22 protein-coding genes and 2 pseudogenes are annotated in these 26,738 nt (G+C 71.2%); 16 read left to right on the top strand and 8 right to left on the bottom strand.

The annotated features are described in order from the left end of the window. Positions 1-96: 96 nt before the first annotated feature. The 7 genes from SLUN_RS21545 to SLUN_RS21575 all read left to right on the top strand — a co-directional run bounded on the left by SLUN_RS21545 (position 97) and on the right by SLUN_RS21575 (position 7,546). Positions 97-936: a tryptophan 2,3-dioxygenase family protein gene (locus SLUN_RS21545; RefSeq protein ID WP_108150732.1), complete on the top strand. Its 840-nt coding sequence runs from the start codon at positions 97-99 to the stop codon at positions 934-936. Next, positions 929-2,122 carry a kynureninase gene (gene kynU / locus SLUN_RS21550; RefSeq protein ID WP_108150734.1) on the top strand — a complete coding sequence of 398 codons (1,194 nt, stop codon included), beginning with the start codon at positions 929-931 and terminating at the stop codon, positions 2,120-2,122. The genes SLUN_RS21545 and kynU overlap by 8 nt, the downstream gene beginning before the upstream one ends. Before the next feature lie 326 nt (positions 2,123-2,448). Then, entirely contained in the window at positions 2,449-3,318 is an 870-nt protein-coding gene (locus SLUN_RS21555; protein WP_108150735.1) for an alpha/beta hydrolase family protein, read from the top strand. A 54-nt stretch (positions 3,319-3,372) separates the two neighbouring features. After that, a complete protein-coding gene (locus tag SLUN_RS21560; RefSeq protein WP_108150736.1) occupies positions 3,373-4,194 on the top strand; it encodes an NAD(P)H-binding protein in 822 nt (273 codons plus the stop codon). 79 nt (positions 4,195-4,273) lie between these two features. Then, entirely contained in the window at positions 4,274-5,623 is a 1,350-nt protein-coding gene (locus SLUN_RS21565) for a sensor histidine kinase (RefSeq protein ID WP_108150737.1), read from the top strand. Next, positions 5,620-6,279: a response regulator gene (locus SLUN_RS21570; protein WP_108150739.1), complete on the top strand. Its 660-nt coding sequence runs from the start codon at positions 5,620-5,622 to the stop codon at positions 6,277-6,279. The genes SLUN_RS21565 and SLUN_RS21570 overlap by 4 nt, the downstream gene beginning before the upstream one ends. A 61-nt stretch (positions 6,280-6,340) precedes the next feature. Next, positions 6,341-7,546: a cytochrome P450 gene (locus tag SLUN_RS21575; RefSeq protein ID WP_108150740.1), complete on the top strand. Its 1,206-nt coding sequence runs from the start codon at positions 6,341-6,343 to the stop codon at positions 7,544-7,546. Between the two features lie 51 nt (positions 7,547-7,597). On the opposite strand, the pseudogene SLUN_RS21580 reads toward SLUN_RS21575, so the two are convergent. Then, positions 7,598-8,469 (bottom strand): annotated as a pseudogene (locus tag SLUN_RS21580) (diacylglycerol kinase family protein). Between the two features lie 120 nt (positions 8,470-8,589). Between SLUN_RS21580 and SLUN_RS21585 the strand changes: the two are divergent. After that, entirely contained in the window at positions 8,590-9,873 is a 1,284-nt protein-coding gene (locus SLUN_RS21585; protein WP_108150742.1) for an adenylosuccinate synthase, read from the top strand. A 208-nt stretch (positions 9,874-10,081) separates the two neighbouring features. Continuing rightward, on the top strand, positions 10,082-11,806 hold the full coding sequence (locus tag SLUN_RS21590; RefSeq protein ID WP_108150743.1) for a serine/threonine-protein kinase: 1,725 nt from the start codon (positions 10,082-10,084) through the stop codon (positions 11,804-11,806). Between the two features lie 15 nt (positions 11,807-11,821). Here the strand turns inward: SLUN_RS21590 and SLUN_RS21595 are convergent, their stop codons facing one another. Beyond that, complete coding sequence (locus SLUN_RS21595; protein WP_108150745.1) at positions 11,822-13,348, bottom strand: substrate-binding domain-containing protein; 1,527 nt, start codon at positions 13,346-13,348, stop codon at positions 11,822-11,824. Between the two features lie 278 nt (positions 13,349-13,626). On the opposite strand from SLUN_RS21595, the gene SLUN_RS21600 reads away from it, so the two are divergent. Then, positions 13,627-13,893, top strand: coding sequence for a hypothetical protein (locus SLUN_RS21600; RefSeq protein ID WP_175335338.1), 267 nt, complete (start codon positions 13,627-13,629; stop codon positions 13,891-13,893). Continuing rightward, positions 13,890-14,327: a PIN domain-containing protein gene (locus SLUN_RS21605; protein WP_108150750.1), complete on the top strand. Its 438-nt coding sequence runs from the start codon at positions 13,890-13,892 to the stop codon at positions 14,325-14,327. Before SLUN_RS21600 ends, SLUN_RS21605 begins: the two co-directional genes overlap by 4 nt. A 937-nt stretch (positions 14,328-15,264) precedes the next feature. Here SLUN_RS21605 and SLUN_RS21610 read toward each other — a convergent pair. Beyond that, on the bottom strand, positions 15,265-15,519 hold the full coding sequence (locus tag SLUN_RS21610) for a DUF397 domain-containing protein (RefSeq protein ID WP_108150752.1): 255 nt from the start codon (positions 15,517-15,519) through the stop codon (positions 15,265-15,267). Then, positions 15,516-16,352 carry a helix-turn-helix domain-containing protein gene (locus SLUN_RS21615; RefSeq protein ID WP_108150753.1) on the bottom strand — a complete coding sequence of 279 codons (837 nt, stop codon included), beginning with the start codon at positions 16,350-16,352 and terminating at the stop codon, positions 15,516-15,518. Before SLUN_RS21615 ends, SLUN_RS21610 begins: the two co-directional genes overlap by 4 nt. A gap of 158 nt (positions 16,353-16,510) precedes the next feature. Here SLUN_RS21615 and SLUN_RS21620 point away from each other — a divergent pair, with 158 nt between their 5' ends. Together SLUN_RS21620 and SLUN_RS21625 are read left to right on the top strand one after the other, a co-directional pair. Beyond that, complete coding sequence (locus SLUN_RS21620; RefSeq protein ID WP_108150755.1) at positions 16,511-16,918, top strand: hypothetical protein; 408 nt, start codon at positions 16,511-16,513, stop codon at positions 16,916-16,918. Between the two features lie 32 nt (positions 16,919-16,950). Further along, a complete protein-coding gene (locus SLUN_RS21625) occupies positions 16,951-18,312 on the top strand; it encodes a S1 family peptidase (protein WP_108150757.1) in 1,362 nt (453 codons plus the stop codon). Between the two features lie 34 nt (positions 18,313-18,346). Here SLUN_RS21625 and SLUN_RS21630 read toward each other — a convergent pair. The 3 genes and pseudogenes from SLUN_RS21630 to SLUN_RS21640 all read right to left on the bottom strand — a co-directional run bounded on the left by SLUN_RS21630 (position 18,347) and on the right by SLUN_RS21640 (position 21,218). Next, positions 18,347-19,994: pseudogene (locus tag SLUN_RS21630) on the bottom strand (serine/threonine-protein kinase). 142 nt (positions 19,995-20,136) lie between these two features. Beyond that, on the bottom strand, positions 20,137-20,628 hold the full coding sequence (locus SLUN_RS21635; RefSeq protein WP_108150758.1) for a MarR family winged helix-turn-helix transcriptional regulator: 492 nt from the start codon (positions 20,626-20,628) through the stop codon (positions 20,137-20,139). After that, positions 20,625-21,218, bottom strand: a complete 594-nt coding sequence (locus SLUN_RS21640) for a type 1 glutamine amidotransferase family protein (protein WP_108150760.1) — start codon at positions 21,216-21,218, stop codon at positions 20,625-20,627. Before SLUN_RS21640 ends, SLUN_RS21635 begins: the two co-directional genes overlap by 4 nt. Positions 21,219-21,449: 231 nt before the next feature. Between SLUN_RS21640 and SLUN_RS21645 the strand changes: the two genes are divergently transcribed. After that, positions 21,450-22,805 (top strand): aspartate aminotransferase family protein, encoded by a 1,356-nt coding sequence (locus SLUN_RS21645; RefSeq protein ID WP_108150762.1) that lies wholly within the window; start codon positions 21,450-21,452, stop codon positions 22,803-22,805. 91 nt (positions 22,806-22,896) lie between these two features. Here SLUN_RS21645 and SLUN_RS21650 read toward each other — a convergent pair whose 3' ends face one another. Then, positions 22,897-23,370, bottom strand: a complete 474-nt coding sequence (locus SLUN_RS21650) for a hypothetical protein (protein WP_108150764.1) — start codon at positions 23,368-23,370, stop codon at positions 22,897-22,899. Between the two features lie 114 nt (positions 23,371-23,484). Between SLUN_RS21650 and SLUN_RS21655 the strand changes: the two genes are divergently transcribed. Both SLUN_RS21655 and SLUN_RS21660 read left to right on the top strand, forming a co-directional pair. Further along, positions 23,485-24,174, top strand: a complete 690-nt coding sequence (locus SLUN_RS21655) for a GntR family transcriptional regulator (RefSeq protein ID WP_108150766.1) — start codon at positions 23,485-23,487, stop codon at positions 24,172-24,174. Continuing rightward, a complete protein-coding gene (locus tag SLUN_RS21660; protein WP_108150767.1) occupies positions 24,171-26,657 on the top strand; it encodes a dolichyl-phosphate beta-glucosyltransferase in 2,487 nt (828 codons plus the stop codon). The genes SLUN_RS21655 and SLUN_RS21660 overlap by 4 nt, the downstream gene beginning before the upstream one ends. Positions 26,658-26,738 lie beyond the last annotated feature (81 nt).

Raw genomic sequence — 26,738 nt, forward strand, 5'->3', positions numbered from 1 at the left:
AAATATGACGCTCGGCTTATGATGCCGGTGGGGACCGGGGCTCCCGAGCCAACAGGAAGGAGCGGACCGCTACCCGGACACGTCGAGGAGACAGCGATGTCACATGACGCGCCTGACGCGGTTGACGCGGCCCCGAATCTTGATTTCGCGGGCACAACGCCGTACGAGGACTATGTCCAGGCGGACGTTCTCACCCACCTTCAGCATCCGCTCTCGGACGACCCCGGCGAGATGGTCTTCCTGGTCACCACCCAGGTGATGGAGCTGTGGTTCACCGTCATCGTCCATGAGTGGGAGACGGCGGCCGGGGCCCTGCGGGAGGACGACCTGCCCGTCGCGCTCGCCGCGCTGAAGCGCAGCACGTACGAGCTGGAGTCGCTCAACGCCTCCTGGAAGCCGCTCGCCCACCTCACACCCGCCCAGTTCAACGCGTACCGCAGCGCCTTGGGCGAAGGCTCCGGCTTCCAGTCGGCGATGTACCGGAGGCTGGAATTCCTCCTCGGCGAGAAGTCGGCGTCGATGCTGGTGCCGCACCGGGGCGCGCCGCGGGTGTACGCGGAGCTGGAGAAGGCGCTGCAGGAGCCGAGCCTGTACGACGAGGTGCTGCGGCTGCTCGCGCGGCGCGGGCTCGCGGTGCCGGCCGCAGTACTCGACCGGGACCTCTCGCAGAAGTACGAGCCCTCGGCGGAGATCGAGGAGGTCTGGGCCGCGGTGTACGGCGCCGGGGACCAGGACACCGAGCTGCTTCGGCTCGCCGAGGCGCTGACCGATGTCGGCGAGCTGGTCTGGCGCTGGCGCAACGACCATCTGGTGGCGACGCGGCGCGCCATGGGCTCGAAGGTCGGCACGGGTGGTTCGGCGGGGGTGGCCTGGCTGGAGAAGCGGGCCCGGAAGAACGTCTTCCCCGAGCTGTGGACGGCGCGCAGCCATGTCTGAGTCCCCGGCCGGGAAGGCCGCGGCGCTGGACGCCGCAGATGAACTGGCAGGGCTGCGCAAGCTGTTCGCGCTGGGCGAGGGCGTGTACCTGGACGGCAACTCGCTGGGCGCACTGCCGGCGCACGTCCCGGAGCGGGTCGCGGATGTGGTGACCCGGCAGTGGGGCGAGCTGCGGATCCGCTCGTGGGACGAGAGCGGCTGGTGGACGGCGCCGGAGCGGATCGGCGACCGGATAGCGCCGCTGGTGGGCGCGGGGCCCGGCCAGGTGGTGGTCGGTGACTCCACAAGTGTCAACGTGTTCAAGGCGGTTGTGGGCGCGGTGCGGCTGTGCTCCGACCCCACTCGTACGGACATCGTGGTCGACGCGACGACGTTCCCGACGGACGGCTACATCGCGGAGTCGGCGGCCCGGATGACGGGCAAGCGTCTGGTCCCGGTCGCGCCGTCGGACCTCCCGGCGGCGCTCGGCCCGAACACGGCCGTCGCGCTGGTCAACCACGTCGACTACCGCACGGGCCGCCTCCACGACCTGCCGTCCCTGACGTCGGCGATCCATGAGGCGGGCGCGCTGGCGGTCTGGGACCTGTGCCACAGCGCGGGCGCGCTGCCGGTCGGCCTGGACGCGCACGAGGTGGACCTGGCGGTCGGCTGCACCTACAAGTACCTGAACGGCGGTCCGGGGTCACCGGCGTATCTGTACGTCGCCGAGCGCCACCAGGCGGCCTTCGACTCCCCGCTGCCGGGCTGGAACTCGCACACGGACCCGTTCGCGATGACGCCGTCCTTCGAGGCGGCGCCGGGCGCGACCCGGGGCCGGGTCGGTACGCCGGACATCCTGTCGATGCTGGCGCTGGAGGCGGCGCTGGAGGTATGGGACGGCGTCTCGATCGACGCCGTACGGGCCAAGAGCCTGGCGCTGACGGACTTCTTCCTGGAGTGCGTCGCGGCGTATGTCCCTCCGGGCAGGGTGACGTCCCTGACGCCGTCGGATCACGCGTCGCGGGGCAGCCAGGTCGCGCTGCGGTGCGAGGAGGCCCCCGCGGTGATGGAGAAGCTGATCGCGCGGGGCGTGGTCGGGGATCTGCGCAGGCCGGATGTGCTGCGGTTCGGGTTCACGCCGCTGTATGTGGGCTTCGGCGACGCGGAGAGGGCGGCGTCGGCACTGGCGGAGGTGCTGGGCGCGTGACGGTGCGGGCGGGGGCTAGGCCGTGTCTGACGAATCCCGCCTGGTGCGCGACGCCCGGCACGCACACTCGCTGCGTTGTCGGAGTCATCCAAGTACGTCCAGTACGAGGATGATCCTCCGCCTTGCGATTGCACGCACCGGACGCCGCGCACCCCGCCCTGCGGGCGGACGCCGCCATTCGTGAGACACGGCCTAGTCCCCCGCCCGCCCCTTCCCGCTGTATCCGATGGGCGGCTCCGCCGCGTGCGCGGGCGCACCCTGCCGGACTGGTAGCGTCCCCGCTGGTCAGGTCAATTCCGCCAGCCCATCGGAAGGTTGGAGCAGCAATGCCGGACCCCGTCGCCCGTGACGCCGCCGAGAGCGAGTCCTTGTTCTCGCATCCCGTCGTCGCGCCGGATGCCTCCGTCGCGTACGGCGAGCACCCCGACCAGGTCGTTGACTTCTACGCGCCGCGCGGCGGGCAGGCCAGTGTGCCGCTGGTCGTGGTGCTGCACGGCGGGGCCTGGCGCGCGGCGTACGACCGGCAGCATGTCACCCCCTTCGCCGGCTTCCTCGCCCGCCGCGGGCTGGCCGTCGCCAACGTCGAGTACCGGCGTGGGCGCGGGATTCCGCAGCAGGGCGGGAGCGGGCCCGTGGCCGGGCGGTGGCCGGAGACCTTCGACGATGTGGCCGCCGCGATGGACGCCCTGCCGGGCATGGTGAAGGACGTTCTGCCGCAGGCCGACGCCCGGCGCACCGTCGTCACCGGGCACTCCGCCGGCGGGCATCTCGCGCTGTGGGCCGCCGCCCGGCATGTGCTGCCCGTCGGGTCGCCGTGGCGGCTGGCCGTGCCGCCCGCGCTGCGCGGCGTCGTCGCGCTCGCGCCGATCGCCGACTTCGCGCAGGCCGTCGAGCTCGAGGTGTGCGGCGGAGCCGTGACCCAACTCCTCGGTGGGGAGAAGGAGTTCGACGTACGGAGCGCGCACGCCGATCCGTCCGCCCTGCTGCCCACCGGCATCGCCACCGCCCTCGTCCAGGGCCGGAGCGACATCACCGTGCCGTACGCCGTCGCGGACGCGTTCATCGACGCCGCGGCCAAGGCCGGTGAGACCGTCGGGCTGACCCTCCTCGAGGACGTCGGGCACTTCCCGCTGATCGACCCGGCCGCCGACGCGTGCGCCGTCGTCGCCGAGGAGATCGCCCAGCTCGCCTGGTAGAGACGTCCACGCTTGCGGACACAAACTGACCGCAAGCCTTTCTACGTTGCTCCCATGACGAATCTCGTAACCGGAGCAACCGGAACCGTTGGCCGCCAGGTAGTCGCCGAGCTCCTGGCCCGTGGACAATCCGTCCGTGCCCTGACCCGCGACCCGGCAAAAACGGAGTTCCCCGCCGGCGTCGAGGTCGTACGGGGCGACCTCACCGACCCCGCATCGCTCGCCGCCGCCCTGGAGGGCGTGACCGGACTGCATCTGATCACCTTCGGCGGGCCCTACCTCGCCCCGCTGGAGACCGGCCCCCGGATCATGGAACTGGCCCGCGAGGCAGGCGTACGCCGGGTCACGGTCCTGCACGGCGGCGGCCCGAGCCCGCTGGAGGACGCGGTGCGCGCGAGCGGCCTCGCATGGACCGTGGTCATGCCGGTTGAGTTCATGGCGAACGCCCTGGAGTGGGCGGAGAGGATCACGGCGGGCGGCGAGGTGCGCGAGCCCTTCGTCGGCCGGCTCAGCGCCATGGTCCACGAGGGCGACATCGGCGCCGTCGCGGCGGTCGCGCTCACCGAGGACGGCCACGGGGGCCAGGAGTACGTGATCACCGGGCCGGAGGTGCTGACCCTCCAGGACAAGGTCGACGCCCTCGCGGCGGCGAGCGGCCGCAAGATCCGGCTCGTCGAGCTGACCGAGGAGGAGGCCGTCGCCCAGTGGCGGGCGGGCGGTCTCCCCGAGGACGTGATCGGCTTCCTGCTCGAGGCGTACGGGAACACCCCGGCCGTCGGCCGCACCGTCGCCGACACCGTCGAGAAGGTCACCGGCCGCCCGGCGAGGACGTTCGCGGAGTGGTCGGCGGAGCACGCGGACGCCTTCGGTGGGTAGCACGCGGACGCGTTCGGCGGGCAATTGGGCCCTGGGTGCGTAGGTAGTACTCAGGACGGACGCGGCAGGATCCATAGCGATGCTGACGACTGCGTCTGTCCTTCCGCTTACCGTTCTGTACGTGACCGAGATGAACCGCACCCCCGAGTACCGCCTGGCCGCGGGCGCCTTGAGCGGCCTCCGCGAGGACCTGTTCCACGACGCCTTCGCCTACCGGCCGCTGCCGCGGAGGCGTACGGACGGGCCGCTCACCCGGCGGCTGCCGGGCCGGATACGCGACTACGCGGCCTGGACGCCGCACGCCGCTGTCGTCGCCCTGGCGCTGTTCACGCTGCTCCTGGCGTACGGCGGCGAGGGCTTGGGACCGGCGTTCGTCGCCACCGGGCTCATCCCGGCGGCCGCCGTGGTGATGACGCTGCTCAGGCCGGTCGGCGCGTGGTGGCTCTCGCTGGCGTCGACGCCCTTCGGCGTCGTCGCCGACTACGCCGGCGACTGGCCGTGGACGCCCAGCGGATTTCTGTCGCATCTGGCGGTGATGACCCTGGTGGCGCTGCGCACCCGGCCGCGCACCGCGGCCTGGATGTGGGTGCTCACCGCCGCGTACGGCCTGTTCGCCGGGGTCGTGCTCTCCGGGGGCTACATGTCCAACACTCCGGAGATGCTCTTCGTCGCCGCGCTGCTGCTGCTGGTGGTGACCGTGAGGCAGGTGCGCCGCGAGGCCAAGGAGGAGGTCGCGGCCCAGCAGACCGTCACGGCCGTCGAGCGCGACAAGCGCACGCTGCTGGAGGAGCGCACCACCATCGCCCGTGAACTCCACGACGTGGTGGCCCACCACATGTCGGTGGTGGCGATCCAGGCGGAGGCCGCGCCGTACCGGGTCGAGAACCCGCCGCCGGAGCTGGAGCGGGCGTTCGTCACGATCCGGGAGAACGCGGTGGCCGCGCTGACGGAGCTGCGCCGCATCCTCGGCGTCGTCCGGGCGGAGGACTACCAGGCCCCGGACGCTCCGCAGCCGGTGCTCGGCGACCTCGACAGCCTGCTCGACAATGTGCGCGACGCGGGCCTGGAGGCGGAGAAGACGATCACCGGCGCGGTCCGGCCGCTGCCGCAGGGCGTCGAGCTCTCCGCGTACCGGATCGTCCAGGAGGCGCTCAGCAACGCACTGCGCCATGCGCCGGGCGCGTCGGCGAAGGTCGAGATCTCGTACGTGCTCGGCGGGCTCGGGCTGCGGATCGTGAACACGCCGCCGCGGGGTCTGGTCAAGCCGTCACCGGGCGCGGGGCACGGCATCACGGGCATGCGGGAGCGTGTGACCATGCTGAACGGCGAGATAACCGCGGAGCCGACGGAGGAGGGCGGGTACGAGGTGACCGCCTTCATTCCTGTCGCCGCGGCCGAGCCCGCGACCGCCTCCGAGGAGACCTCATGACGATCCGCGTCCTCATTGTCGACGACCAGATGATGGTCCGCGAGGGCTTCTCGGTCCTGCTGAACGCGATGCCGGACATCGAGGTCATCGGCGAGGCGGTGAACGGCCGGGAGGCGGTCACGAAGGTCGCCGAACTGGCGCCCGACGTGGTGCTGATGGACATCCGTATGCCGGAGCTGAACGGCATCGAGGCGACCCGCGAGATCGTCGCCGCGCACAGCGAGTCCAAGGTGCTGGTGCTGACGACGTTCGACCTGGACGAGTACGTGTACCAGGCGCTGCGGGCGGGCGCGTCGGGCTTCCTGCTGAAGGACGCGTCAGCCCGCCAACTGGCGGACGGCGTACGGGTGGTGGCGGCGGGCGAGGCGCTGCTGGCGCCGACGGTGACGCGCCGCCTGATCACGGAGTTCTCGAAGCTCTCCCAGACCCCGCGGCCGCCGGCTCTCGCCCAGGTGGGGGAGCTGACGGAGCGCGAGACGGAGGTCCTGGTCCTGATCGCCCAGGGCCTGTCCAACGCGGAGATCGCCTCGCGCCTGGTGGTGGCGGAGTCGACGATCAAGACGCATGTGAGCCGGGTGCTGGTGAAGCTGGGGCTGCGGGACCGGACGCAGGCGGCGGTCTTCGCGTACGAGGCGAGGCTGGTGACGCCGGGGTAGGGGTGCGGGTGCTTGGGGCGCGGGGGTGAGGCCCCATGTGGGGCTCCGGTAGCGTCGGGTCATGGCAGAGACGTTCGACCCCTGGTCACCCGCTTTCGTCGCCGACCCCTACCCCGCGTACGCCGAGCTCCGCGCCCGGGGGCGGGTCCACTACTTCGAGCCCACCCGCCAGTGGCTCATCCCCCGCCACGCCGACGTCTCCGCCCTCCTCCGCGACCGGCGGCTCGGCCGTACCTACCAGCACCGCTTCACGCACGAGGAGTTCGGGCGGACCCCGCCGCGCGCCGAGCACGAGCCGTTCCACACCCTCAACGACAACGGGATGCTGGATCTGGAGCCCCCGGACCACACCCGCATCCGGCGGCTGGTCTCGAAGGCGTTCACCCCGCGCACGGTCGAGCGGCTGCGTCCGTACGTCCATGGTCTGGCGTCCGAGCTGGTGGGCGCGCTGGTCGCGGACGGCGGCGGCGATCTCCTCACGGCGGTCGCCGAGCCGCTGCCGGTCGCCGTCATCGCGGAGATGCTGGGCATCTCGGAGGGCGATCGGGGGCAGCTGCGGCCGTGGTCGGCCGACATCTGCGGGATGTACGAGCTGAGCCCGTCCGAGGAGACGGCGCAGAAGGCGGTCCGCGCCTCGGTCGAATTCTCCTCCTGTCTACGGGAGTTGATCGCCGCTCGCCGCAAGGAGCCGGGCGATGACCTGATCTCGGGCCTCATCGCCGCGCTCGACGAGGGCGACCGGCTCTCCGAACAGGAGATGATCTCCACCTGCGTCCTGCTTCTGAACGCGGGCCACGAGGCGACGGTGAACGCCACCGTCAACGGCTGGTGGACGCTCTTCCGTCACCCCGAGCAGCTGGCGGCCCTGCGCGCCGACCGCTCGCTGCTGTCCACAGCTGTGGAGGAGCTGATGCGGTACGACACCCCGCTCCAGCTCTTCGAGCGCTGGGTCCTGGACGACATCGAGATCGACGGCACGACGATCCCACGCGGCTCGGAGGTCGCCCTGCTCTTCGGCTCCGCCAACCGCGACGCGGACGTCTTCGCCCACCCGGACACCCTGGACCTTTCCCGCAAGGACAATCCGCACATCTCGTTCAGCGCGGGCATCCACTACTGCATCGGCGCCCCGCTCGCGCGTATCGAGCTGGCCGCGTCCCTGGAGGCGTTGCTGGACCGGGCCCCGGCCCTGCGCCTCGCGGCGGAGCCGGAGTGGAAGCCGGGCTACGTCATCCGTGGGCTCAAGGAACTCCGGGTCGAGGTGTGACTGTTCCCCACCCCACCCCTTCCCGCTGCGCACCCCCGGTGCGGGCCGTCCTCAGTCGCCGGACGGGCTGGTCGGGGACGGCAGCGTCAGCCCCCCCGCCCCCGCCCGCAGCGTCCACGTCCGTGTCCGCACCGGCCCCGTGACCAGCGCGTCCGCCCGGTAGCGGAAGTCCGCGCCCGACACCGTCACCGTCAGGGCCCGGGCCGTGACCGGCTCGGCGTGGTCCGCGTGGTGGACCGTCACCTCCGCCCGGCCGTCACCCGCGCGCACCGTCACGCCCTCCACCAGCCGGTCCAGATCCGTCAGCAGCTCCCCGTCCACCTCGACCCGCAGCCGGTGCGTGCGCAGCGGCTGCGCCGGCGGCGGGCGGACCAGGGTGCGGACCAGCGAGCGGCAGGTGTCCCACACCGACACCCCGTTCGCCGCGGAGCCCCGCCCCGCCCCGGCCGCGCCGCACGCGCCGCTCCCGCCGGGATCGACAGATCCCCCAGCACCACGCCGTCGCTCTCGTCCTCCAGCAGATCGAGCCGCCGTACGGACCCGTCCAGCACCGCCCGAGCCGCCGCCACCGCCCCGCGCGGCACGCCCAGCGAGTGCGCGAGTTCCACGGATGTCCCCACCGGAACGAGCGACAGCGCCCCGTCGCCCAGCCAGCGGTCGCGGTGCAGCAGGGCCACCGCCCGCAGCAGCGCCCGGTCGTCACCCACCACCACGGGCCGTCGCGACCCCCTGCGGGCCAGTGCCCGCGCGAATTCCTCCGGACCCTCAGGAAGGCAGATCCTCGCCTCCGAACCGCCACACAGCACATCTTTCGCGATCCGCACGGACTCGCCGTCACTTCGGCGGGCGACCGGGTCGATGACCACCAGTAGCTGGTCGTGAGCCGACACCTCGGTCCTTCCTCGGGTAGCATCTTTGTGCAAGAGCCCCTTGCGCTATTGCGCCAGGGGCTTGGTCTATTCCGGGGCATCCGGTCCGAAGACTCAGGCACGGCTCAGGCCCCCTGACCTTGGACATGCCCCGCCCGGAAGGGGTGTACGCCTGTGCCCGCACTTGTGCTGCTCGGTGCTCAGTGGGGTGACGAGGGCAAGGGAAAGGCCACCGACCTGCTCGGTGGATCCGTGGATTATGTAGTCCGTTACCAGGGCGGCAACAACGCCGGCCACACGGTTGTCGTAGGCGACCAGAAGTACGCGCTGCATCTCCTCCCTTCCGGGATCCTCTCGCCGGGGTGTACCCCGGTCATTGGTAACGGCGTCGTCGTGGACCCGGCGGTTCTGCTCTCCGAGCTGAGCGGGCTCAACGACCGCGGCGTCGACACGTCCAAGCTCCTGATCAGCGGTAACGCCCACCTGATCACTCCGTACAACGTCACTGTCGACAAGGTGACGGAACGGTTCCTCGGGAAGCGGAAGATCGGCACGACCGGCCGCGGCATCGGCCCGACCTACGCCGACAAGATCAACCGCACCGGCATCCGCGTCCAGGACCTCTACGACGAGTCGATCCTGCAGCAGAAGGTCGAGGCGGCGCTGGAGTCCAAGAACCAGCTGCTCGCCAAGGTCTACAACCGGCGCGCGATCGAGGCCGGCAAGATCGTCGAGGAGATGCTCCAGTACGCGGAGCAGATCAAGCCGTTCGTCGCCGACACCACGCTGATCCTGAACAACGCCATCGACGAGGGCAAGGTCGTCCTCTTCGAGGGCGGCCAGGGCACGCTGCTGGACGTCGACCACGGCACCTATCCGTTCGTGACATCGAGCAACCCGACCGCGGGCGGCGCCTGCACGGGTGCGGGTGTGGGCCCGACGAAGATCAGCCGGGTCATCGGCATCCTCAAGGCGTACACGACCCGCGTGGGTGCGGGACCGTTCCCGACGGAGCTCTTCGACGAGGACGGCGAGGCGCTGCGCCGCATCGGCGCCGAGCGGGGCGTGACCACCGGCCGCGACCGCCGCTGCGGCTGGTTCGACGCGGTCATCGCGCGGTACGCGACCCGGGTCAACGGTCTGACCGACTTCTTCCTCACCAAGCTGGACGTCCTCACCGGCTGGGAGCAGATCCCCGTCTGTGTGGCGTACGAGATCGACGGCAAGCGCGTCGAGGAACTCCCGTACAGCCAGACCGACTTCCACCACGCGAAGCCCGTCTACGAGATGCTGCCGGGCTGGTCCGAGGACATCACCAAGGCGAAGACCTTCGAGGACCTGCCGAAGAACGCGCAGGACTATGTGAAGGCGCTGGAGGAGATGTCGGGCGCGCCGATCTCGGCGATCGGTGTGGGCCCGGGCCGCACGGAGACGATCGAGATCAACTCGTTCCTCTAGTACGGCTTACGGACAGGGGCGCCCCGCATGGTGCGGGGCGCCCCTGTCGCTTCCGCGTTGCGCCAGGTCAGCTTGGTGATGAACGTCCCTGCGCCTTCGGCGGGTTCCTCGGTGCGACCCACGCACGCCGGCGTCGAGTGCGTCGGCCGGGCAACGATGGAGGCACCTGCGCAGGGTCGTGTCACCGGCACCTCGTAGGCTCCCGCCCATGAGCGACGGGGAATCCGGCAGACGGGTCATCGACGGGCGCTTCGAGCTGGAGGCGCGGCTCGGTGGCGGCGGTATGGGCATGGTGTGGCGAGCGCGTGATCTGGCGCTGGACCGGGCCGTGGCCCTCAAGGAGGTGCGGCCGCCCGATCCCGGGCTCGCCGAAGCCGACCCCGAGGCCGCGGCGATGCTGCGGGAGAGAGTGCTGCGGGAGGCGCGGGCGCTCGCCCGGGTCAACCATCCCCATGTGGTGACCATTTACCACGTGGTGGACGGCGCCGAGCACACCTACCCGTGGCTCGTCATGGAGCTGGTGACCGGCGGATCGCTCCAGGACCGGCTGGCCAAGGGGCCGATGACGCCGGTCGAGGCGGCCAGGATGGGGCGCGACGTGCTGGCCGCACTGCGGGCCGCGCACGACGTCGGCATCCAGCACCGTGACGTGAAGCCCGCCAATGTCCTGATGCGGCCCGACGGGCGCCCCGTCCTCACCGACTTCGGCATCGCGGCGATCCGGGAGTCGACCTCGCTGACCATGACCGGGTCGATCATCGGAACGCCCGACTACATGGCGCCCGAGCGTATCTCCGGCGACGACGGCGGCCCGGGCTCGGACCTGTGGTCACTGGCGATGATGCTGTACGTCGCCGTCGAGGGGAACCATCCGCTGCGCAGGGGGTCGACTCTGGCGACCTTGGCCGCCGTGCTCAAGGAGGAGCTTCCGCCTCCTCGCCGGGCGGGTGCGCTGACCGGGGTACTGGCCGCCGTTCTCGTCAAGGATCCGGCCGCGCGGCCGGACCCGGAGACCCTCGACCGGATGCTCGCGGAGGCGGCTCAGGGTGAGGCAAGCACTCCGAGCGGGACCGGCGGGACCACGTCGTACCGGCTGACGCCCCCGCCGGGACCGGCGACCCCGCCGCCCGCACCGCACGGGTTCGGGCCGCCGATGGGCTTCGGACCCGCGACTCCGCATGATGCCGTGCGGGGCCCCATGGGGCCGCCGACCCCCTACCCGGTGGGCCCTACACGGCAGACACCGCCCCGGACGGGCGCCCGTGCGAAGCGCCGGATCGCGATCGCGTCGTCCGTCGTCGGGACCGTGCTGGCCGGCGTCCTGGTGTGGTCCCTGCTGCCGGACGGCGGCGGGCAGGGCGATGACACGGGCTCGAACCCACTGGGTGACTCCTCGACCACCAGCTCGCGGACCCCGACACCGACCTCGGCATCCTCCGCCTCGCCGGAGGAGAAGGAGCCGGAGAAGACGGAGAAGGTCGACCTGCTCACGCCCGCCGGCATCCGGATGGCGATCAAGGAGATCAAGGCGAAGACAGGCACCAACAGGGCGGGTGACTTCACCGTCTACCCGGAGCACATCTCCGTGTCCGTCATGGTCAAGGGGAGCGACAAGCGTTACGACAGCTGGACCTACCGCGTCGGCGAGGGGGCGACCAAGGGCATCATCAGCAGCACGCTCTCCGGCGGCGATCTCCCGTTCAGCCTGGACGACTTCGACTGGGACGTCGTCCCTGCTCTGCTGACCAGGGCCGAGAAGGACCTGAACGTGAAGAATCCGACCTCACGCTACCTGCTGGTCAACGCGGCCAGCGAAACGTTCGACACGCCGACGAACCTCGCCGTCTACCTGTCCGACGACTACGAGAGCGGCTTCCTCGAGGCCGACCCCAAGGGCAAGGTGACCCGGGTGGTGCCTGCCGAGGGGGGCTGACCTCGGGGCCCGGGCTCAGCCCTCGCCGCAGATCCGCAGTCCCTTCGGCGTCGCACAGGGCAGATGGCCGTGCGTGGTGATGATGTCCTGTCCGTTGCCCCGGCTCATATAGCCGAGGAAGCTCGAGGCGAGTGAGTCGGCGGGCGGCTGGCCGTAGGTGTACGCGTACTCGATCTCCCGGTACGGGTACCCGCTCTCGCCGATGTCGTCCACGGACGGCGGCTCCCCGTCGATGTCCAGCCGGTGCAGGCCCTTGAGCCCGCTCCCGGCGCGCAGTTCGCTGTAGCCGATCGCTCCCGGCAGCCGGGCCACGGTGTTCAGCACCTGCTCCGTGCTGTCCAGTTCGCACCGTACGACCTTGGCCTCGCCGTCGTCCTTGCTCTCGCAGTCGCGCGAGGAGTTCGCGGGCTCGTTCCGCAGCAGCACCCGGCGCTGGAACACCTCGCGGGTACCCGAGTTGGCGTCCCTGCTCACCAGCAGTACGGGCATCTCGGGCCCGCCCAGCTGCTTCCAGTTGTTGATCTCCCCGCGGTAAAGCCTGCGTACGTCCTCCGTCGACAGATTCCGCACCGGCACCTTGTCGTTGACGACGAGTGCGAAGACGGAGACGGCGACGCGGTTCTCGCGCAGCTGCGGATAGCCGCCGGGCTTGGGCCCGTCGGCGAGGGCGATCAGCGCGGGGGAGCCGTTCTTGGCCTGTGCGCCGGCCTCCGCGAGCGCTCTTATCCCGGCGGTGCTGCCATGGGCGTCGACGATGACGGTGGAGCCGTCGCAGTCCTTCTCGTACTTCTTCGCCAGCTCCTTCACCACGGGGGCGAAAGCGGTCGAACCGGTCAGTGTCAGCGTGCCCTTGGCGCAGCCGATCGGCGGCCGGGTGTCGTCCCGTACGACGATGATCGCGGCGAGCGTGACCACACAGGCGGTCAGCAGCACGGTGATCCAGCGGGCCGCCCGGCTGAACAGCGGGGCCTTGTCGTCGGGCGTCGTACTGCGGTTGGGCATCACATCGCCGTCCCGGATGCCGCCGGTGACCTTGACCTCGCAGCCGATGGGGCCGCCGGTGAGCAGCACCAGCAGCTTGAAGTGATGGCCGCGATTGAGCGGGACGCGGGGGATGTGGATCGTGCTGCCGCTGTGCCGCATGCCCGCCGCGGGCGTGAAGTGGTCCATCAGATGCTCGGCGCCGGGCGGCTGGGTGACGGCGATGGCCCGCACGGTCCGGCCGACGAACTCGGCGGTCAGGCCGTGGATTTCACGCCCGGTGTAGTCGTCGCCCGCGATGCTCTGCGAGCCGTCGTTCTCGATGCGCAGCAGTACGAGCGTGGCGTCGGACATCTCCGGGGCCTCATTGAACAGCCCGAGCCGGAAGTTGGGCCGCCCGGCGCGGACGTCGCTCCCGATCGGGGTGTCCAACTGGACGCGGTACCCGATGCGCTTGCGGCGGGGCACGCGGCGCTCGTAATAGAGCACGGCGGCGGAAGCCAGGATGCCGAGCACGGCGGTGAGCACGGCAACGACGTTCTCGGCGCTGAGCCACTCCACGGGGTCTTCTCCTCGCACTCCTCGGCGGGGAGCCACGGTATGGAGGGGGCGGGTGGCGGGGGTGCGGTTTACCGGTTCGGACGCCGGATGTTCGCCGGTCGTTCAGGGCGTCACTCTGACGGGTGAATGGGGTCTCGATGGAGCGCCCGGCCCAACTCCAGTGCTGGCATAGTCCGTTGGCACATGCCCTCATCGGGGCGGATCCCTTGCAGGAACGGAGCTCCGTGACCATCACACTCGAACGCCCGGACACGGTATACCGCCGGTATACTGTGACCATGGCTGACACCACGATCAAGGTCGACCCCGCCGTCCGGGACCGTCTGCTGGAGCTCGCTCGCGAGCGCGGGATGACCATGCGCGATCTGGTCGCGCAGCTCGCGGGCGCCACGCCCACCGAGGAAGAGCTCCAGAAGCGGTACGAGGAGACCAAGTCGTACGTCGAGGAGCACTTCCTCGGCAGGCCGTACACGGAAGAGGACGAGAAGGCCGGCGAGCAGCTCTGGGCCGACCTGGAGGCCGGGCGCATCGGGGAGGTCCAGTGAAGCCGGACAAGTACCCGCTGCCCAGCGCCGTCGTCTTCGACGACACCGCCGCCCTCGCACTCGGCGCGGGCAACAGCATGGCCTCGCGCCTCGTCACCGAGGCCGAGAAGAACCCCGCGCAGCGCGTCTACATCCCGGCTCTGTGCCTGACTGCCGCAGAGGCCGAACGCGCGGGCGTCGCCGAGCACATCGGAGCGCTGCCGTCCGTGGACATCGCGGCGCTGGACTTCGCCGGGGCCATGGCGGTCGGCAAGCAACTGCGCGCCGACGCGGACACGGGCGACCCCGAGAAGGCGGAGAACGACTGGAGCGGCGCGCACGCGCTGCACCTGGCGCGGCCGTCCGTCGAGTGGCCTCGCGGCCGTCCGGTGCTGACCCGGGCGCCTTCGCGGTACCGGGGCACAGGCATCCGGACGATCAGGATCGTCGAGTAGTACGGGTCGCGGGGCCCGGTTCGTGGCCGGGCCGGTTGGGCGGCGTCCTGGGTTCCTGGGCGGGCCGGTCTTGTCGGGGTTCTGGTGGGGCCGCCCTCTGGGTCTTGATGGTTGCGACTTCGGGCCGGGTGTCAAGGGCGCTCCTGCGTCGCGTCGGCTGCGCCGATTGCGCTGCGCTTCACCCTTGACTCCCGTCCCTGCGCCGCTGAAGGGGCCTTGGGAGGGCGGCCGGGGAGCGGGGCGGTCCGCTGCTCGCGCGCGGTGCGGCGCCGTGGCCGTCTGCGGCGCGGTTCGCCCTGCGGGGCTGCGCGGTAGTGGAGTGGGGTGACGCGGGCTGGCTTAGCGGCCGTCCGTCGGGGAGCAGTTGGCGTTCAGACCCTCGCTTCGGTGGGCGGGTGGAGCCCTCCGGTCCCGGCGAAGGGGCTGTCGGCGGCTGTCGGGCCGGTGGGGATGTGACGGGTGGGGTGTTGGGGCGGGTGTGGTGGCCCTGGACCTGATCCTGTACACGGATTCCGGCTCCACCGGAATCCGTGTACGGGATCTGTTCTGGCGGGGTCCCGGTGGCCCCGCCGGCTGTCCTGATGCCCCGCCGACCGGCCTCGTCCGGTACCGGAGGGGCGCCACCCGCCCACGGTAGCGAGGGTCTGAACGCCAACTGCCCTCCGGCGGGCGGTCGCTGAGCCGGGTCGCCACCACCCCATTCCACTGCTGCGCAGCCCCGCAGGGCGAACCCGGCCGCAGTCGCCGACGGCGAATCGCGCCCGACCACCCCTTGCGCCGACCCTTCCCCGGCCGCCCTCCCAAGGTCCCTTTCAGCGGCGCAGGGCGGGGGTCAGGGGTGGGCGGAGCCCATCGCGCAGCGACGCGACGCAGGAGCGCCCTTGACGCCCGGTCCGGAGCCGCGACCATCAAGAACCAGAGGGCGGCCCTTGGGTGACTATGCGAGGCCGGGTCGGTGGAGTGCGTACGTGACGAAGGTCGACCAGGCGGCCGGGGTGACGGCGAGCTGGGGGCCGTCGGGGTTCTTGGAGTCGCGGACGTGGATGGCCTGGGGGCAGGTGGCGACCTCGACGCACTCGCCGCCGCTGGAGCTGCTGTGCGAGGACTTGCGCCAGTCGAAGGCGACCTCGACGCAGTCGCCGCCGCTGGGGTTGCTGTAGCTCGACTTGAACCATCGCAGGGTGTCGCTCATTGCTGGTCTCCTGCCAACCGCTCGATGAGGCCCAGCGATTCACGAGGACCCAGGGCCTGTGCCCGGATCTTCGCATATCGCTGGGCGTATGTACTCACCTTTGCGGGGTCCTTGATCAACAGGGCTTCCTCTTGGGGCTCCAGGTAGACCAGGTGGTCGTGCTCCGGAGTCTCCACCAGGTTCATCTCGCCATACGCGCCCGCGTGTTCGCCCATGAGTCCGCAGTCCAGGGGCAGCGCCTGGAGCGTGACGTTGCGCCGCCGCCCGCACTCGACGAGGTACAGCAGTTGGGCGCGCATGACCTCCTCGCTCCCGATCGTCCGGCGCAGTACGGACTCCTCCAGGATTAGTTCGATCAGGGCGACTGGCTCCCGGTTGAAGAGCACCCGGCGGGACATCCTGGCCTCGACCAGCTCCTCCACCCGCTCCTCCGGCAGCGGCGGGTCCCCCCCGCCGATCAGCGCCCGCGCGTACTCCTCCGTCTGGAACAGCCCGTGCACGACGAGCGTCGCGTACAGCGACAACCCCACCGCCTTCTGCTCAAGTAACGCGTAGTTCTTGAACTGCGCCGGGTACTTGTCCAGCCGTACGTGCGTCCTCGCCTCCTCGAAGATCCCCGTCCCGCCCCCAAGCACCCTCTCCAGCTCCACCAGCATCTGGTCGCTCGCGGGCTGCGCGCACGTCTCCATCGCGCTCACCGCCGCTCCCGTGAAGCCGATCTCGGACCCCAGCTGTTCTTGTGTCCATCCTTTCTGGACGCGCATATTGCGCGCGACATTCGCCACCAGACGCGTCGCCGGACCCGCCGTTTCCTTGTTCTCCGCACGTGCCATTTTGCGATCACCGCTCCGACTCAACCGGACTCAACCGGTCACAACCAGTACCCGCCGAATTCGACTCGCCCTAAAGGGAGTTCGGGCAGGTCAACCTATGCCCGACCCCCTCCTCGCAGTCATGGAAAACGCTAGCCAAGGTCACCCAGACTGTCCTTGTGGATACGCAAAGTCGCGAAGTAAACCTCGATTGGATTCCGGCTTCCGGATTCCAGCTCCGTAAGGCAGGCGTGCAATTCGACGCCGTCCGCGTCGACGACGAAGACGGCCGCCGCCTTGCCGATCTCCTGGAGCGGATGACCGGTGGCGATCCCGGCCCCGTCGTCATAGAGGCGTACGGGCGACGGTCGGTCTACTTCCTCGTGCCGCCCGGCAGCACCGCCCACCGCCCCTGGCCGCGCGGCGTCATCCGGCTCAACTCGGGTCCGGCGCACGTGAGTTACATCCCCGTCCCCGCGCTCCGGGGCCGCACCTGGCCCCTGTCCTGGCGCTTTCCGCCGGTCGCCGCGGACCGGTTCGTACACCCGCTCCTCCTCCGTAACGCCGCCTGCGCGCTCTTGAGTTGAACGGGTCGGCGGTGCCTCACGTATGGAGAGGAATGAGGCACCGACGACGGAACATTCAGCGGATCGTGCGGCTGGCGGCAGTCGGCGGACTGGTCTGCGGCGGGCTGATGGTGTCGAGCGCCATGGCGAGCGAACCGTCGGCCCCGGGGACGTACGCGAACGGCATGTCCCAGGCCGCCGATCCGGTCGCGGGCCTCGTCACGAGACTCGGGGCCTCCCGTACCGCGGGCAGCTGGACGGGGGCCGACGGGCGACCGGTCGTCGCGGTGACCGACGAGGATGCGGCGGCCGAGGTACGGGACGCGGGGGCACGCGCCGAAGTCGTGCGCTACAGCATGCGCCGGCTCCGCGACGCCGCCGCGACCTTGGGTGAGGCCCCTCGGGTGGCCGGTACCGCCTGGGCGGTGGACTACGCGTCCAACCGGGTCATGGTGCACGCCGACAGCACCGTCTCCACCGCCGACTGGTCGCGCATGTCCGACGTCGCCGAGGACATCGGCGAGTCCGTCCACATGGAACGGACCACGGGGACCTTCACCACCAGGGTGAACGGCGCCGTCCCGATCTTCTCCCCCACCGGCCGCTGCTCCGCGGGCTTCAACGTGACCGACGGCCGGAACACCTTCATCCTGACGGCCGGGCACTGCGGCCCCGTCGGCACCAGCTGGTTCCGGGACCGCCAGGGCGCCGAACTGGTCGGTACCACGACGGCCGGCAGCTTCCCGGGCAATGACTTCTCCCTCGTGCGGTACGAGACCGGCGACTCCGTCGACCGAACCAACGTCGTGGACATCGGCGACGGCCGCCAGGTGCAGATCATCGGCGCGGCCGATCCTGCCGTCGGTCAGCGGGTCTTCCGCAGCGGCAGCACCTCGGGGTTCCGCTCCGGGAAGGTGACCGCGGTGAACGCGACGGTGAACTACCCCGAGGGCACCGTCACGGGCCTGATCGAGACCACGGTCTGCGCCGAGTCCGGGGACAGCGGGGGGCCGTTGTTCTCGGAGGGGCTGGCGCTCGGAGTGACCTCGGGCGGCAGCGGGGACTGCACGACCGGGGGCGTGACGTTCTTCCAGCCTGCGACCAAGGCGATGGAGGCCCTGGGGGTGCGCCTGGCGGCCGGGGCTCCGGCTTCCGGGGCCAACGGCGCGGGTGGCCCGGCCGACACCGCCCCGTCGGCGGCCGCCGGAGCCGTTCCGCCGGGGTCACCGGGGTCTTCGGGGTCGGCGGACGGTTTGAGGAGGGTCACCGGGATCGTGGACTTCGACTTCGGGAGTCTCGGTCCGGGGCTGGTGGTCATCGGCGCGAGCCTGGCCGGACTGTTGGGCGCGCGCTGGATCCTGTCGGCCCAGGAGCGCAGGGAGTTCCGGAGCTTCTCCCTGGCGAGCTGGGGCTGACCCCCCAGCCCAGCCCAGCCCAGCCCAGCCCAGCTCAGCTCTGCTTCGTGTACGTGAGCGGAGCACCGCCCGAGCCGACCAACTCCCGGACGATCGTGGTGCCGTCCGGCATGTCCAGGCGGCTCCACTGGCCCGGCGCGCACTGCGTCGGGTCGCCCGAGGTGACCTGCGTGGGGCCGAGTTCGAGTGGTGGGCCCGAGGCGCGGAGGGTGGCCGACCAGGCGCAGTCGTAGTTCGGGCCGATTCCGGTCAGGGTCATGACCTGGGTGCCCGTCCCGCCCTGGGTGATCGTCATGACGCGGGTGTTCGCGCCGCCGGCGGTGTCGAAGGAGGCGCGCCAGGTGCCGACGTACTCCGTCGGGACTCCGCCGTCGGCGGGGGTGGTCGACGGCGTCGTGGAGGGGGTGTCCGTGCCCGTAGGGGTGCCGGGGGTCGGCGGCGCCGATTCGGTGGTCGTCGGCTTCGGGTCGGCCCCGGGCTTCTTGTGGCCGTCGTTGCCCATGAAGGCGTACACCGAGCCGCCCGCGCCGACCGCGACGACCAGGGCAACCGCGATCAACGCGACCGTGCCGCCCTTCCTGTGGGGCGTGGGCTCGGGCGCCGGGTAGTACGGGGCCGGCATCGGCTGCTGGAAGGACGGGTAGGCGTGCTGGTACGCCGGGGCGGGTCGGTGGTGGCGTGGGCGGCGGGGCGTACGGCTTCGGCGCCTGGGCGGTCATCGTCGGCGGCTGTGGCTGTGGCTGTGGCTGCGTCTGCGGTTGCGCCTGCACCGGAGGCCGCTCCGGCGGCTGCTCCACCTCCAGCAGCTGCACCGCATGGCGGCCGAGTTGAGCTATCAGCGTGCCCGGCAGCCACGGCTCGCCGTCCGCGTCGGACGTCGTACGCTCCAGGATCTGCTCAAGCGAAGGACGGGCCTGGGGGTCCTTGTGCAGACAGTCGCGCACGAGATCGAGCAGGCCCTCCGGGAGGCCCTCCAGGTCCGGCTCCTCCTGCGCGATGCGGAACATCTGCGCGTGCACACCGCTGTCGGCCGAGCCGAACGTGAGCCGGCCCGTCGCCGCGTACGCGAGGACCGAGCCGAGGCAGAAGATGTCGCAGGCGGCGGTGACCCGGTCGCCGCGTACCTGCTCGGGTGCCATGAAGCCGGGCGAGCCGACGAGCGCGCCGGTGCGGGTGAGGCCGCCGTCGGTGACCGTTTCCAGGGCGCGCGCGATGCCGAAGTCGATGACGCGGGGGCCGTCGATCGTGATCAGGATGTTGGAGGGCTTGAGGTCGCGGTGGATGAGGTCGGCCGCGTGGATGTTCCGCAGGGCGTGCGCGAGGCCGGAGGCGAGGATGCGGACGGAGCGCGCGGGGAGCGGGCCGTCGCCGGAGACGACGCTGTGGAGCGAGGGTCCCGCGACATAGCCGGTGGCGACCCAGGGGACGGGGGCCTCGGTGTCGGCGTCGAGGACGGGCGCGGTCCATTCGCCGCCGACGCGCAGGGCGGAGCGGACTTCCTGGCGGAAGCGGCTGCGGAACTCCTCCTGTTCGGCGAGTTCGTTCCGTACGAGCTTGACGGCGACGGTACGGCCGCGGTCGTTGCGGGCGAGATAGACCTGGCCCATGCCGCCCGCGCCGAGGCGGGCCAGCAGCCGGTACTCGCCGATGTGCCGTGGATCTTCTGGTGCCAGAGGCTCCATCGCCGTGTGCCCTTCCCCCGTACCGCTTGCGTTGTGACGGACCGAGGATAGTGCGCGATCAGTTGGGCCTTGTAGGCCAGAACTGACCTTGGCCCTATCCGGCCGATCGGCGATCCGGTGTGCACGGAGGCGATGGACTACGTCAGGAGTGCGGAGTTCCTTCCGGGGCGGGCCTGAGGCTGTCGTCCGGGGCTGGCCTGAGGCCGTCGAGGGCCCTGGAGAGCTGCTCGAGGATGCGTGCCGTCTCGGCGAACTGGTCCTTGCCCACGATCGCGGCGAGGCGGGCCGCGAGCTCGGCGTGACCAGGGTTGATCTTTGCGATCGCCGCCCGGCCCTCGTCGGTGGGGCGGAGGAGTTTGGCGCGGCGGTGGGCGGGGTTGGGCTCGTACGCCGCGAGGCCCCGCTCGACGAGCAGATCGGCGATCCGCTGCACGCTCTGGCGGGTGATGCCCATGTCGCGGGCGATCCCGGCGACGGGCAGCGGATGGCGCAGTACGGCTCCGAGGACCTGCCACCAGGCCGCGGTCAGCCCGGCGGGCTTGGCCAACTCCTCGGAGACGGCGAGGAATTGGCCGTTCAGCCGGAAGACGCCGAGAGCTGTGCGGCTGAGCAGGTCCTGCTCCTCGCGGCTCACGACTCGAGGATTTCGAAGGCGGAGGCGTCGGAGTCGTGGAACAGGCGGTACCAGGCGTCCAGCTTCTCGCCCTCGTACACACCGAGCCTGTCGAAGACCTCGCGGGCGAAGGCGACCGGCTCGGTGGGACCGGCGGTGATCAGGTCGCCGTCGGTGACGGCGTCGGCCTCGCGGTAGTGCTCGCCGCCCTTGTAGCCGGTGGCGCCGAGGTAGAAGGAGACGGCGCTGGTGTGGGCGCGGTCGTCGAGGAGCCCTTCGCGGGCGAGCCCGGCGGTGGCCCCGCAGATGGCGGCGACGGGTACGCCGGCGTCGAGGAACTCGCGCGCCTTGGCGGCGAAGGGTGCGAGGTCGTCACCGGTGTCCCAGAGGTGGGCGCCGGTGAGGATGAGGAGGGCGCTGTCCTGGGGGTCGAGGTCGCCGAGGGCGAGGTCGGGCTGAATCCGGACGCCGCCCATGGTGGTGACGGGGGCGGTGGTGGGGCCGACGGTCTTCACGGTGAAGCCGTTCTGGGCGAGGTGGGCGGTGGTGTGGCCGGTTTCCCAGTCGGCGAAGGTGTTGTAGACGCCGAGGTGAACGGTGCGGTTGGTCATGGTGTCCTCCCGTTGCTGATGACAGTAGCCTGTCATGTGGACAGCATGCTGTCAATGGGGGGTGCGGGCTGGGCAGGCCCGGGCCCTTGTCGGGGCTCCGCCCCGGACCCCGCTCCTCAATCGCCGGAGGGGCTGAGCGGGCCCCCACCCGACACAACGCCCACCAAAGTGGCTCAGGGCATACAGGATGGCCATGTCCGCCCCCGCCCGCGCGTCTCTACCCTGGGGGCCATGACCCCTCATCCCGACCCCCGGGCCGGCGCTGCCGTGAAGGCCGCAGACCGTGCGCATGTGTTTCACTCCTGGTCCGCCCAGGGCCTGATCGACCCGCTCGCCGTCGCCGGTGCCGAGGGCTCGTACTTCTGGGACTACGACGGGAACCGCTACCTCGACTTCACCAGCGGCCTCGTCTACACCAACATCGGCTACCAGCACCCCAAGGTCGTCGCCGCGATCCAGGAGCAGGCCGGCAAGCTCACCACCTTCGCTCCCGCCTTCGCCGTCGAGGCACGCTCCGAGGCCGCACGCCTCATCGCCGAGCGGACGCCCGGGGACCTGGACAAGATCTTCTTCACCAACGGTGGCGCCGAGGCCGTCGAGAACGCCATCCGGATGGCCCGGCTGCACACCGGCCGCCCGAAGGTTCTGAGCACCTACCGCTCGTACCACGGCGGCACCGCCACGGCCGTCAACCTGACCGGCGACCCCCGCCGCTGGGCCTCCGACAACGGCACCTCCGGCGTCGTGCACTTCTGGGGTCCGTTCCTCTACCGCTCGCCGTTCTACTCCGAGACCGAGCAGCAGGAGTGCGAGCGCGCGCTCCAGCACCTGGAGGACACCATCGCCTTCGAGGGTCCGGCGACCATCGCCGCGATCATCCTCGAGACGATCCCCGGGACCGCCGGCATCATGACCCCGCCGCCCGGCTACCTCGCGGGCGTCCGCGAGATCTGCGACCGGTACGGGATCGTGTTCGTCCTCGACGAGGTCATGGCCGGCTTCGGCCGCACCGGCGCCTGGTTCGCCGCCGACCACTTCGGCGTCGTCCCCGACCTGCTGACCTTCGCCAAGGGCGTCAACTCCGGCTACGTACCGCTCGGCGGCGTCGCGATATCGGGCGCCGTCGCGGCGACCTTCGAGAACCGCCCGTACCCCGGCGGACTCACCTACTCCGGCCACCCCCTCGCCTGCGCCGCCGCCGTCGCCACGATCAACGTGATGGCGCAGGAGAAGGTCGTCGAGCACGCGGCCCACATCGGCGAGACGGTCCTCGGCCCGGGGCTGCGGGAGCTCGCCGAGCGGCACCCGAGCGTCGGCGAGGTGCGCGGCACGGGCGTGTTCTGGGCGCTGGACCTGGTCAAGGACCGGGAGACGCGCGAGCCGCTGGTGCCGTACAACGCGTCGGGCGCGGCGAACGCCCCGATGGCCGCGTTCGCCGCCGCCTGCAAGAAGAACGGCCTGTGGCCCTTCGTGAACATGAACCGTACGCACGCGGTTCCGCCCTGCAATGTCACCGAGGCTGAGGCGAAGGAGGGCCTGGCGGCGCTGGACGTGGCGCTGTCGCTCGCCGACGAGCACACCGTCTGAGCGGAGCCGTAGGCCGGCCGTACGCCGAGTCCTGCGCGGTCAATACGCGGTGCCGCACCCGGAGTTCAGAGCTCCGGGTGCGGCGTGCCGTTCAAGCGCCGGACGCGCTCGATCTCGCCGGCTCGACCTCCAGGAAGCGGCGGCGACGCGGGCCGCGGTACAGCAGGGCCTCCCAGCCCAGCCGGCCGAGCGCCGCAGCGCACTCGGTCAGCCGGCTCTCCTCCTCCTGGGGCGCCCCGCTCCCCGGCGGGCCCAGCCAGTCCACGCAGACCGTGCGCGCGCGGTCGAAGGGGCGTACGCGGTAGCCCGTCGCGGTACGGGCACCCGAGGCGTCGAGCGCGGAGGCTTGGAAGCCCGAGGCCTCCAGAGCCAGGGCGACTGCGCGCACCATCTGGTTCAGCTCCCAGGCCGCGGGTGCGCCGGCGGGGTCCGGCACTGTCGTGTTCGTCACGCGGCGGATCTGCAGCAGCCCCTCGAAAGCGACCCGCACCTCGGCGGTCCTTTCCCGCTCGGGCAGCGCGGACGGCGGCCCGTCGCCGGTCGCCGCCTGGAAGACACCTGCCATCTCAGCCTCCCCTCCCGGAACCTGCCCGACATCGTCAGGACCGTACGCCCCGCCCCGGGTTCGTAACCACTGGCCTATCGTGTCCGGAACCCCCCGGCGAAGGAGAAGGCCACGATGCGCGGTTCCGGCAGCAGTACCAGCAGTACCGCTGTCACCCGCAACACCCTGCGGCAGCAGATCGCGGACGCGCTGCGTGACGAGGTGCTGGCGGGGCGTCTGCAGCCCGGACAGGAATTCACCGTCAAGCAGATCGCCGAGCAGTACGGCGTTTCCGCGACGCCCGTGCGGGAAGCCCTCGTCGACCTCGCCGCCCAGGGCCTGCTCGACTCCGACCAGCACCGGGGTTTCAAGGTGCACCAGTTCTCGGTCGAGGACTACCGGGGCATGGTCGAGGCGCGTTCGCTGATCGTGGACGGCATCTTCCGCCATCTCCAGGCGCGCGGTTCGCACGGCGTGCGCGGCCAGGCGCTCGTGTCCGTACGCCGCCGGGGCGAGGAAGCCGCCCGCGCGGCCCGCGGCGGGGACCTGGACATCCTCATCGGCTACGACCTGCGCTTCTGGCGCGAGCTCGCCTCACTCGTCGCAAATCGCTACATATCAGACTTTCTGCACCGGCTGCGCGTCCAGGCCTGGGTCTTCGCCGTCCCGCATTTGCGCGCCGACGCGGACCGGGCGCAGTGGCTGTGGAGCGGGCACGAGGAGCTGGTGGACGCCGTCGCCCTCGGCGACGCCGCTGCCGCGCGCGCGGTCATCGGCGCGTACAACGCCCACGCGCTCGCGTGGGCCGATCGGCTGGAGCGGTGAGCGCGCAGGCACAGGCGCCCGTGTACGCGGGCGCGTACCCGCACGCCGACGTGGATCTGACCGTCGTCGTCCCGGCGTACAACGAGGAGGCGCGGCTGCGCCCCACCCTGGACGCGATCTGCGCGCATCTGCGCGCGGAACCGGGCCGCTGGGGCAGCTGGGAGCTGATCGTCGTCGACGACGGCTCCACCGACGCCACGGCGAAGATCGCCCGGGAGGCCGCCGCCGAGGAGCCGCGCATCCACGTGGTCGCCGGTGACGGCAACCGCGGCAAGGGCAGCGCCCTGCGGCTCGGCGTGCTCGCCTCGTACGGCCGTCGCGTCCTGATCACCGACGCGGACCTCGCGACCCCCATCGAGGAACTCGACCGCCTCGACAAGCAGCTCGCGGCCGAGGACAGCGCGGCGGCGATCGGCTCGCGCGCGCACCCCGACTCCCGTATCGAGGTGCACCAGCGGCGTACCCGCGAATGGCTCGGCCGGATGGGTAACCACCTCATACGGGCCGTCGCCGTACCCGGCATCCTCGACACCCAGTGCGGCTTCAAACTCTTCGACGGCGACAAGGCGCGTGCCGCCTTCGCCGACTCCCGGCTCGATGGGTGGGGCATCGACGTCGAAATTCTGCGCTTCTTCCGGCGCGAGGGCTGGCCGGTCACGGAGGTCCCGGTGCGCTGGTCGCACCGCGCGGGCTCCAAGGTCCGGCCGCTGGACTACGGCCGGGTGCTGCTGGAGCTCGTCAGACTCCGGGCGCGTGCCGTACGGCGGGTGGACCTCGCCGTCACCGGGCTCGTCCTGCTCGCGTCCGTACTGCTCTACAAGGGGCTGTGGGCGGACCTCGACGGCTCCTATCTCGTCGACGCGGGGCAGGACCAGAACCAGTGGCAGTGGTTCTTCGCTGTCACCGCCGACAATGTCGCGCATCTGCGCAATCCCCTGTTCACGACCCTGCAGGGCTATCCCGACGGCGTGAACCTGATGGCGAACACCGTCATGCTCGGGCTCTCCGTCCCGCTCACCCCGGTCACCCTGCTGTTCGGGCCGAGCGTCACCTGGGCGCTGGTGCTCACGCTCGGGCTCGCCGCGACCGCGACCGCCTGGTACTGGCTGATCGCGCGGCGGCTGGTGCGCAACCGGTGGGCGGCCGCGCTCGGCGGAGCCTTCGCCGCCTTCGCGCCGCCGATGATCTCGCACGGCAACGCCCACCCCAACTTCCTTGTGCTGTTCATGATCCCGGTGATCATCGACCGGGCGCTGCGGCTGTGCGAGGCCGGGCGCGGGGGGCGCACTGTCGTGCGCGACGGGGTGCTGCTCGGCCTGTTCGCGACGTACCAGATCTTCCTCGGCGAGGAACCGTTGCTGCTCGCGGCGATGGGCATGCTGCTCTTCGCGCTCTCGTACGCGCTCGCGCGCCCCGATGTGGCACGGGCGGCCTGGCGGCCGCTGCTGCGCGGGCTCGGTGTCGCGGCCGTGGTCTGTCTGCCGCTGGTCGCCTTCCCGCTGGGCTGGCAGTTCTTCGGCCCGCAGAGCTACAAGAGCGTGCTGCACGGCGACAACATGGGCAACAGCCCCCTCGCCTTCCTGGAGTTCGCGGGCCGCTCGCTCGCGGGCTCCGACGAGGGCGCGGACCCGCTCGCGTTCAACCGCACCGAGCAGAACGCCTTCTACGGCTGGCCGCTGATCGCGCTGGCCGCGGCGATCGTGGTGCGGCTGTGGCGGTCGGCCCTGGTCAAGGCGCTGGCGTTCACCGCGCTCGCGGCGGCGCTCCTCTCGCTCGGCCCGAAGTTCCGTATCCCGTACACGGACACCGTGCTGACGGGACCGTGGCGGGCGCTGGCCCATCAGCCGCTCTTCGAGTCGGTCATCGAGTCGCGGGTGGCGATGATCTGCGCGCCGGTGCTCGGCGTGCTGCTCGCGCTGGCGGCGGACCGGCTGCTGCTCACACGGCGGCGCGTGAACCAGGTGGTGGGCCTCGCGGCGGTGGCCGCGGCCGTGCTGCCGGTGCTGCCGACGCCCTATCCGGTACGGGAACGGTCGGAGGTCCCCGCCTTCGTCACGGAGGGGATGTACCGCGGTTACCTCGCCGAGGGCGAGTCCGTGGTCACGGTGCCGCTGCCGTATCCGGGCAGCGCGGAGGCCCTGCACTGGCAGTCGTCCACGGGGCTCGGCTTCCCGGTCGCCGGCGGCTATTTCAACGGCCCGTGGGGTCCGGAGCGCATGGGCATCTACGGCGCGACCCCCCGCCACACCTCCAACCTCCTCAACGATGTCCGCAACAGCGGACGCGTCCCGGTGATCGGCCCGAACTGGCAGGCGCAGGCGCGGTCCGACCTCGCGGCGTGGAAGGCGGGCGTGGTGGTGCTGGCACCGCAGTACAACGACCGGGCGCTGTATACGACCGTGGAGAAACTGCTCGGGCGGCCGGGTAAGCCGGTGGGCGGTGTGTGGGTATGGGATGTAGGAGAGCCGAGGAGTTCCGGTTGAACGGGCAGGTGCGCGGGCCGTCGCGGGGACAACTGCGACAGGTGCGCGGGCTGTCGCGGGGACAGTTGCGCCGGCAGTTGA

It is taken from the genome of Streptomyces lunaelactis, from assembly GCF_003054555.1.
Classification (GTDB): domain Bacteria; phylum Actinomycetota; class Actinomycetes; order Streptomycetales; family Streptomycetaceae; genus Streptomyces; species Streptomyces lunaelactis.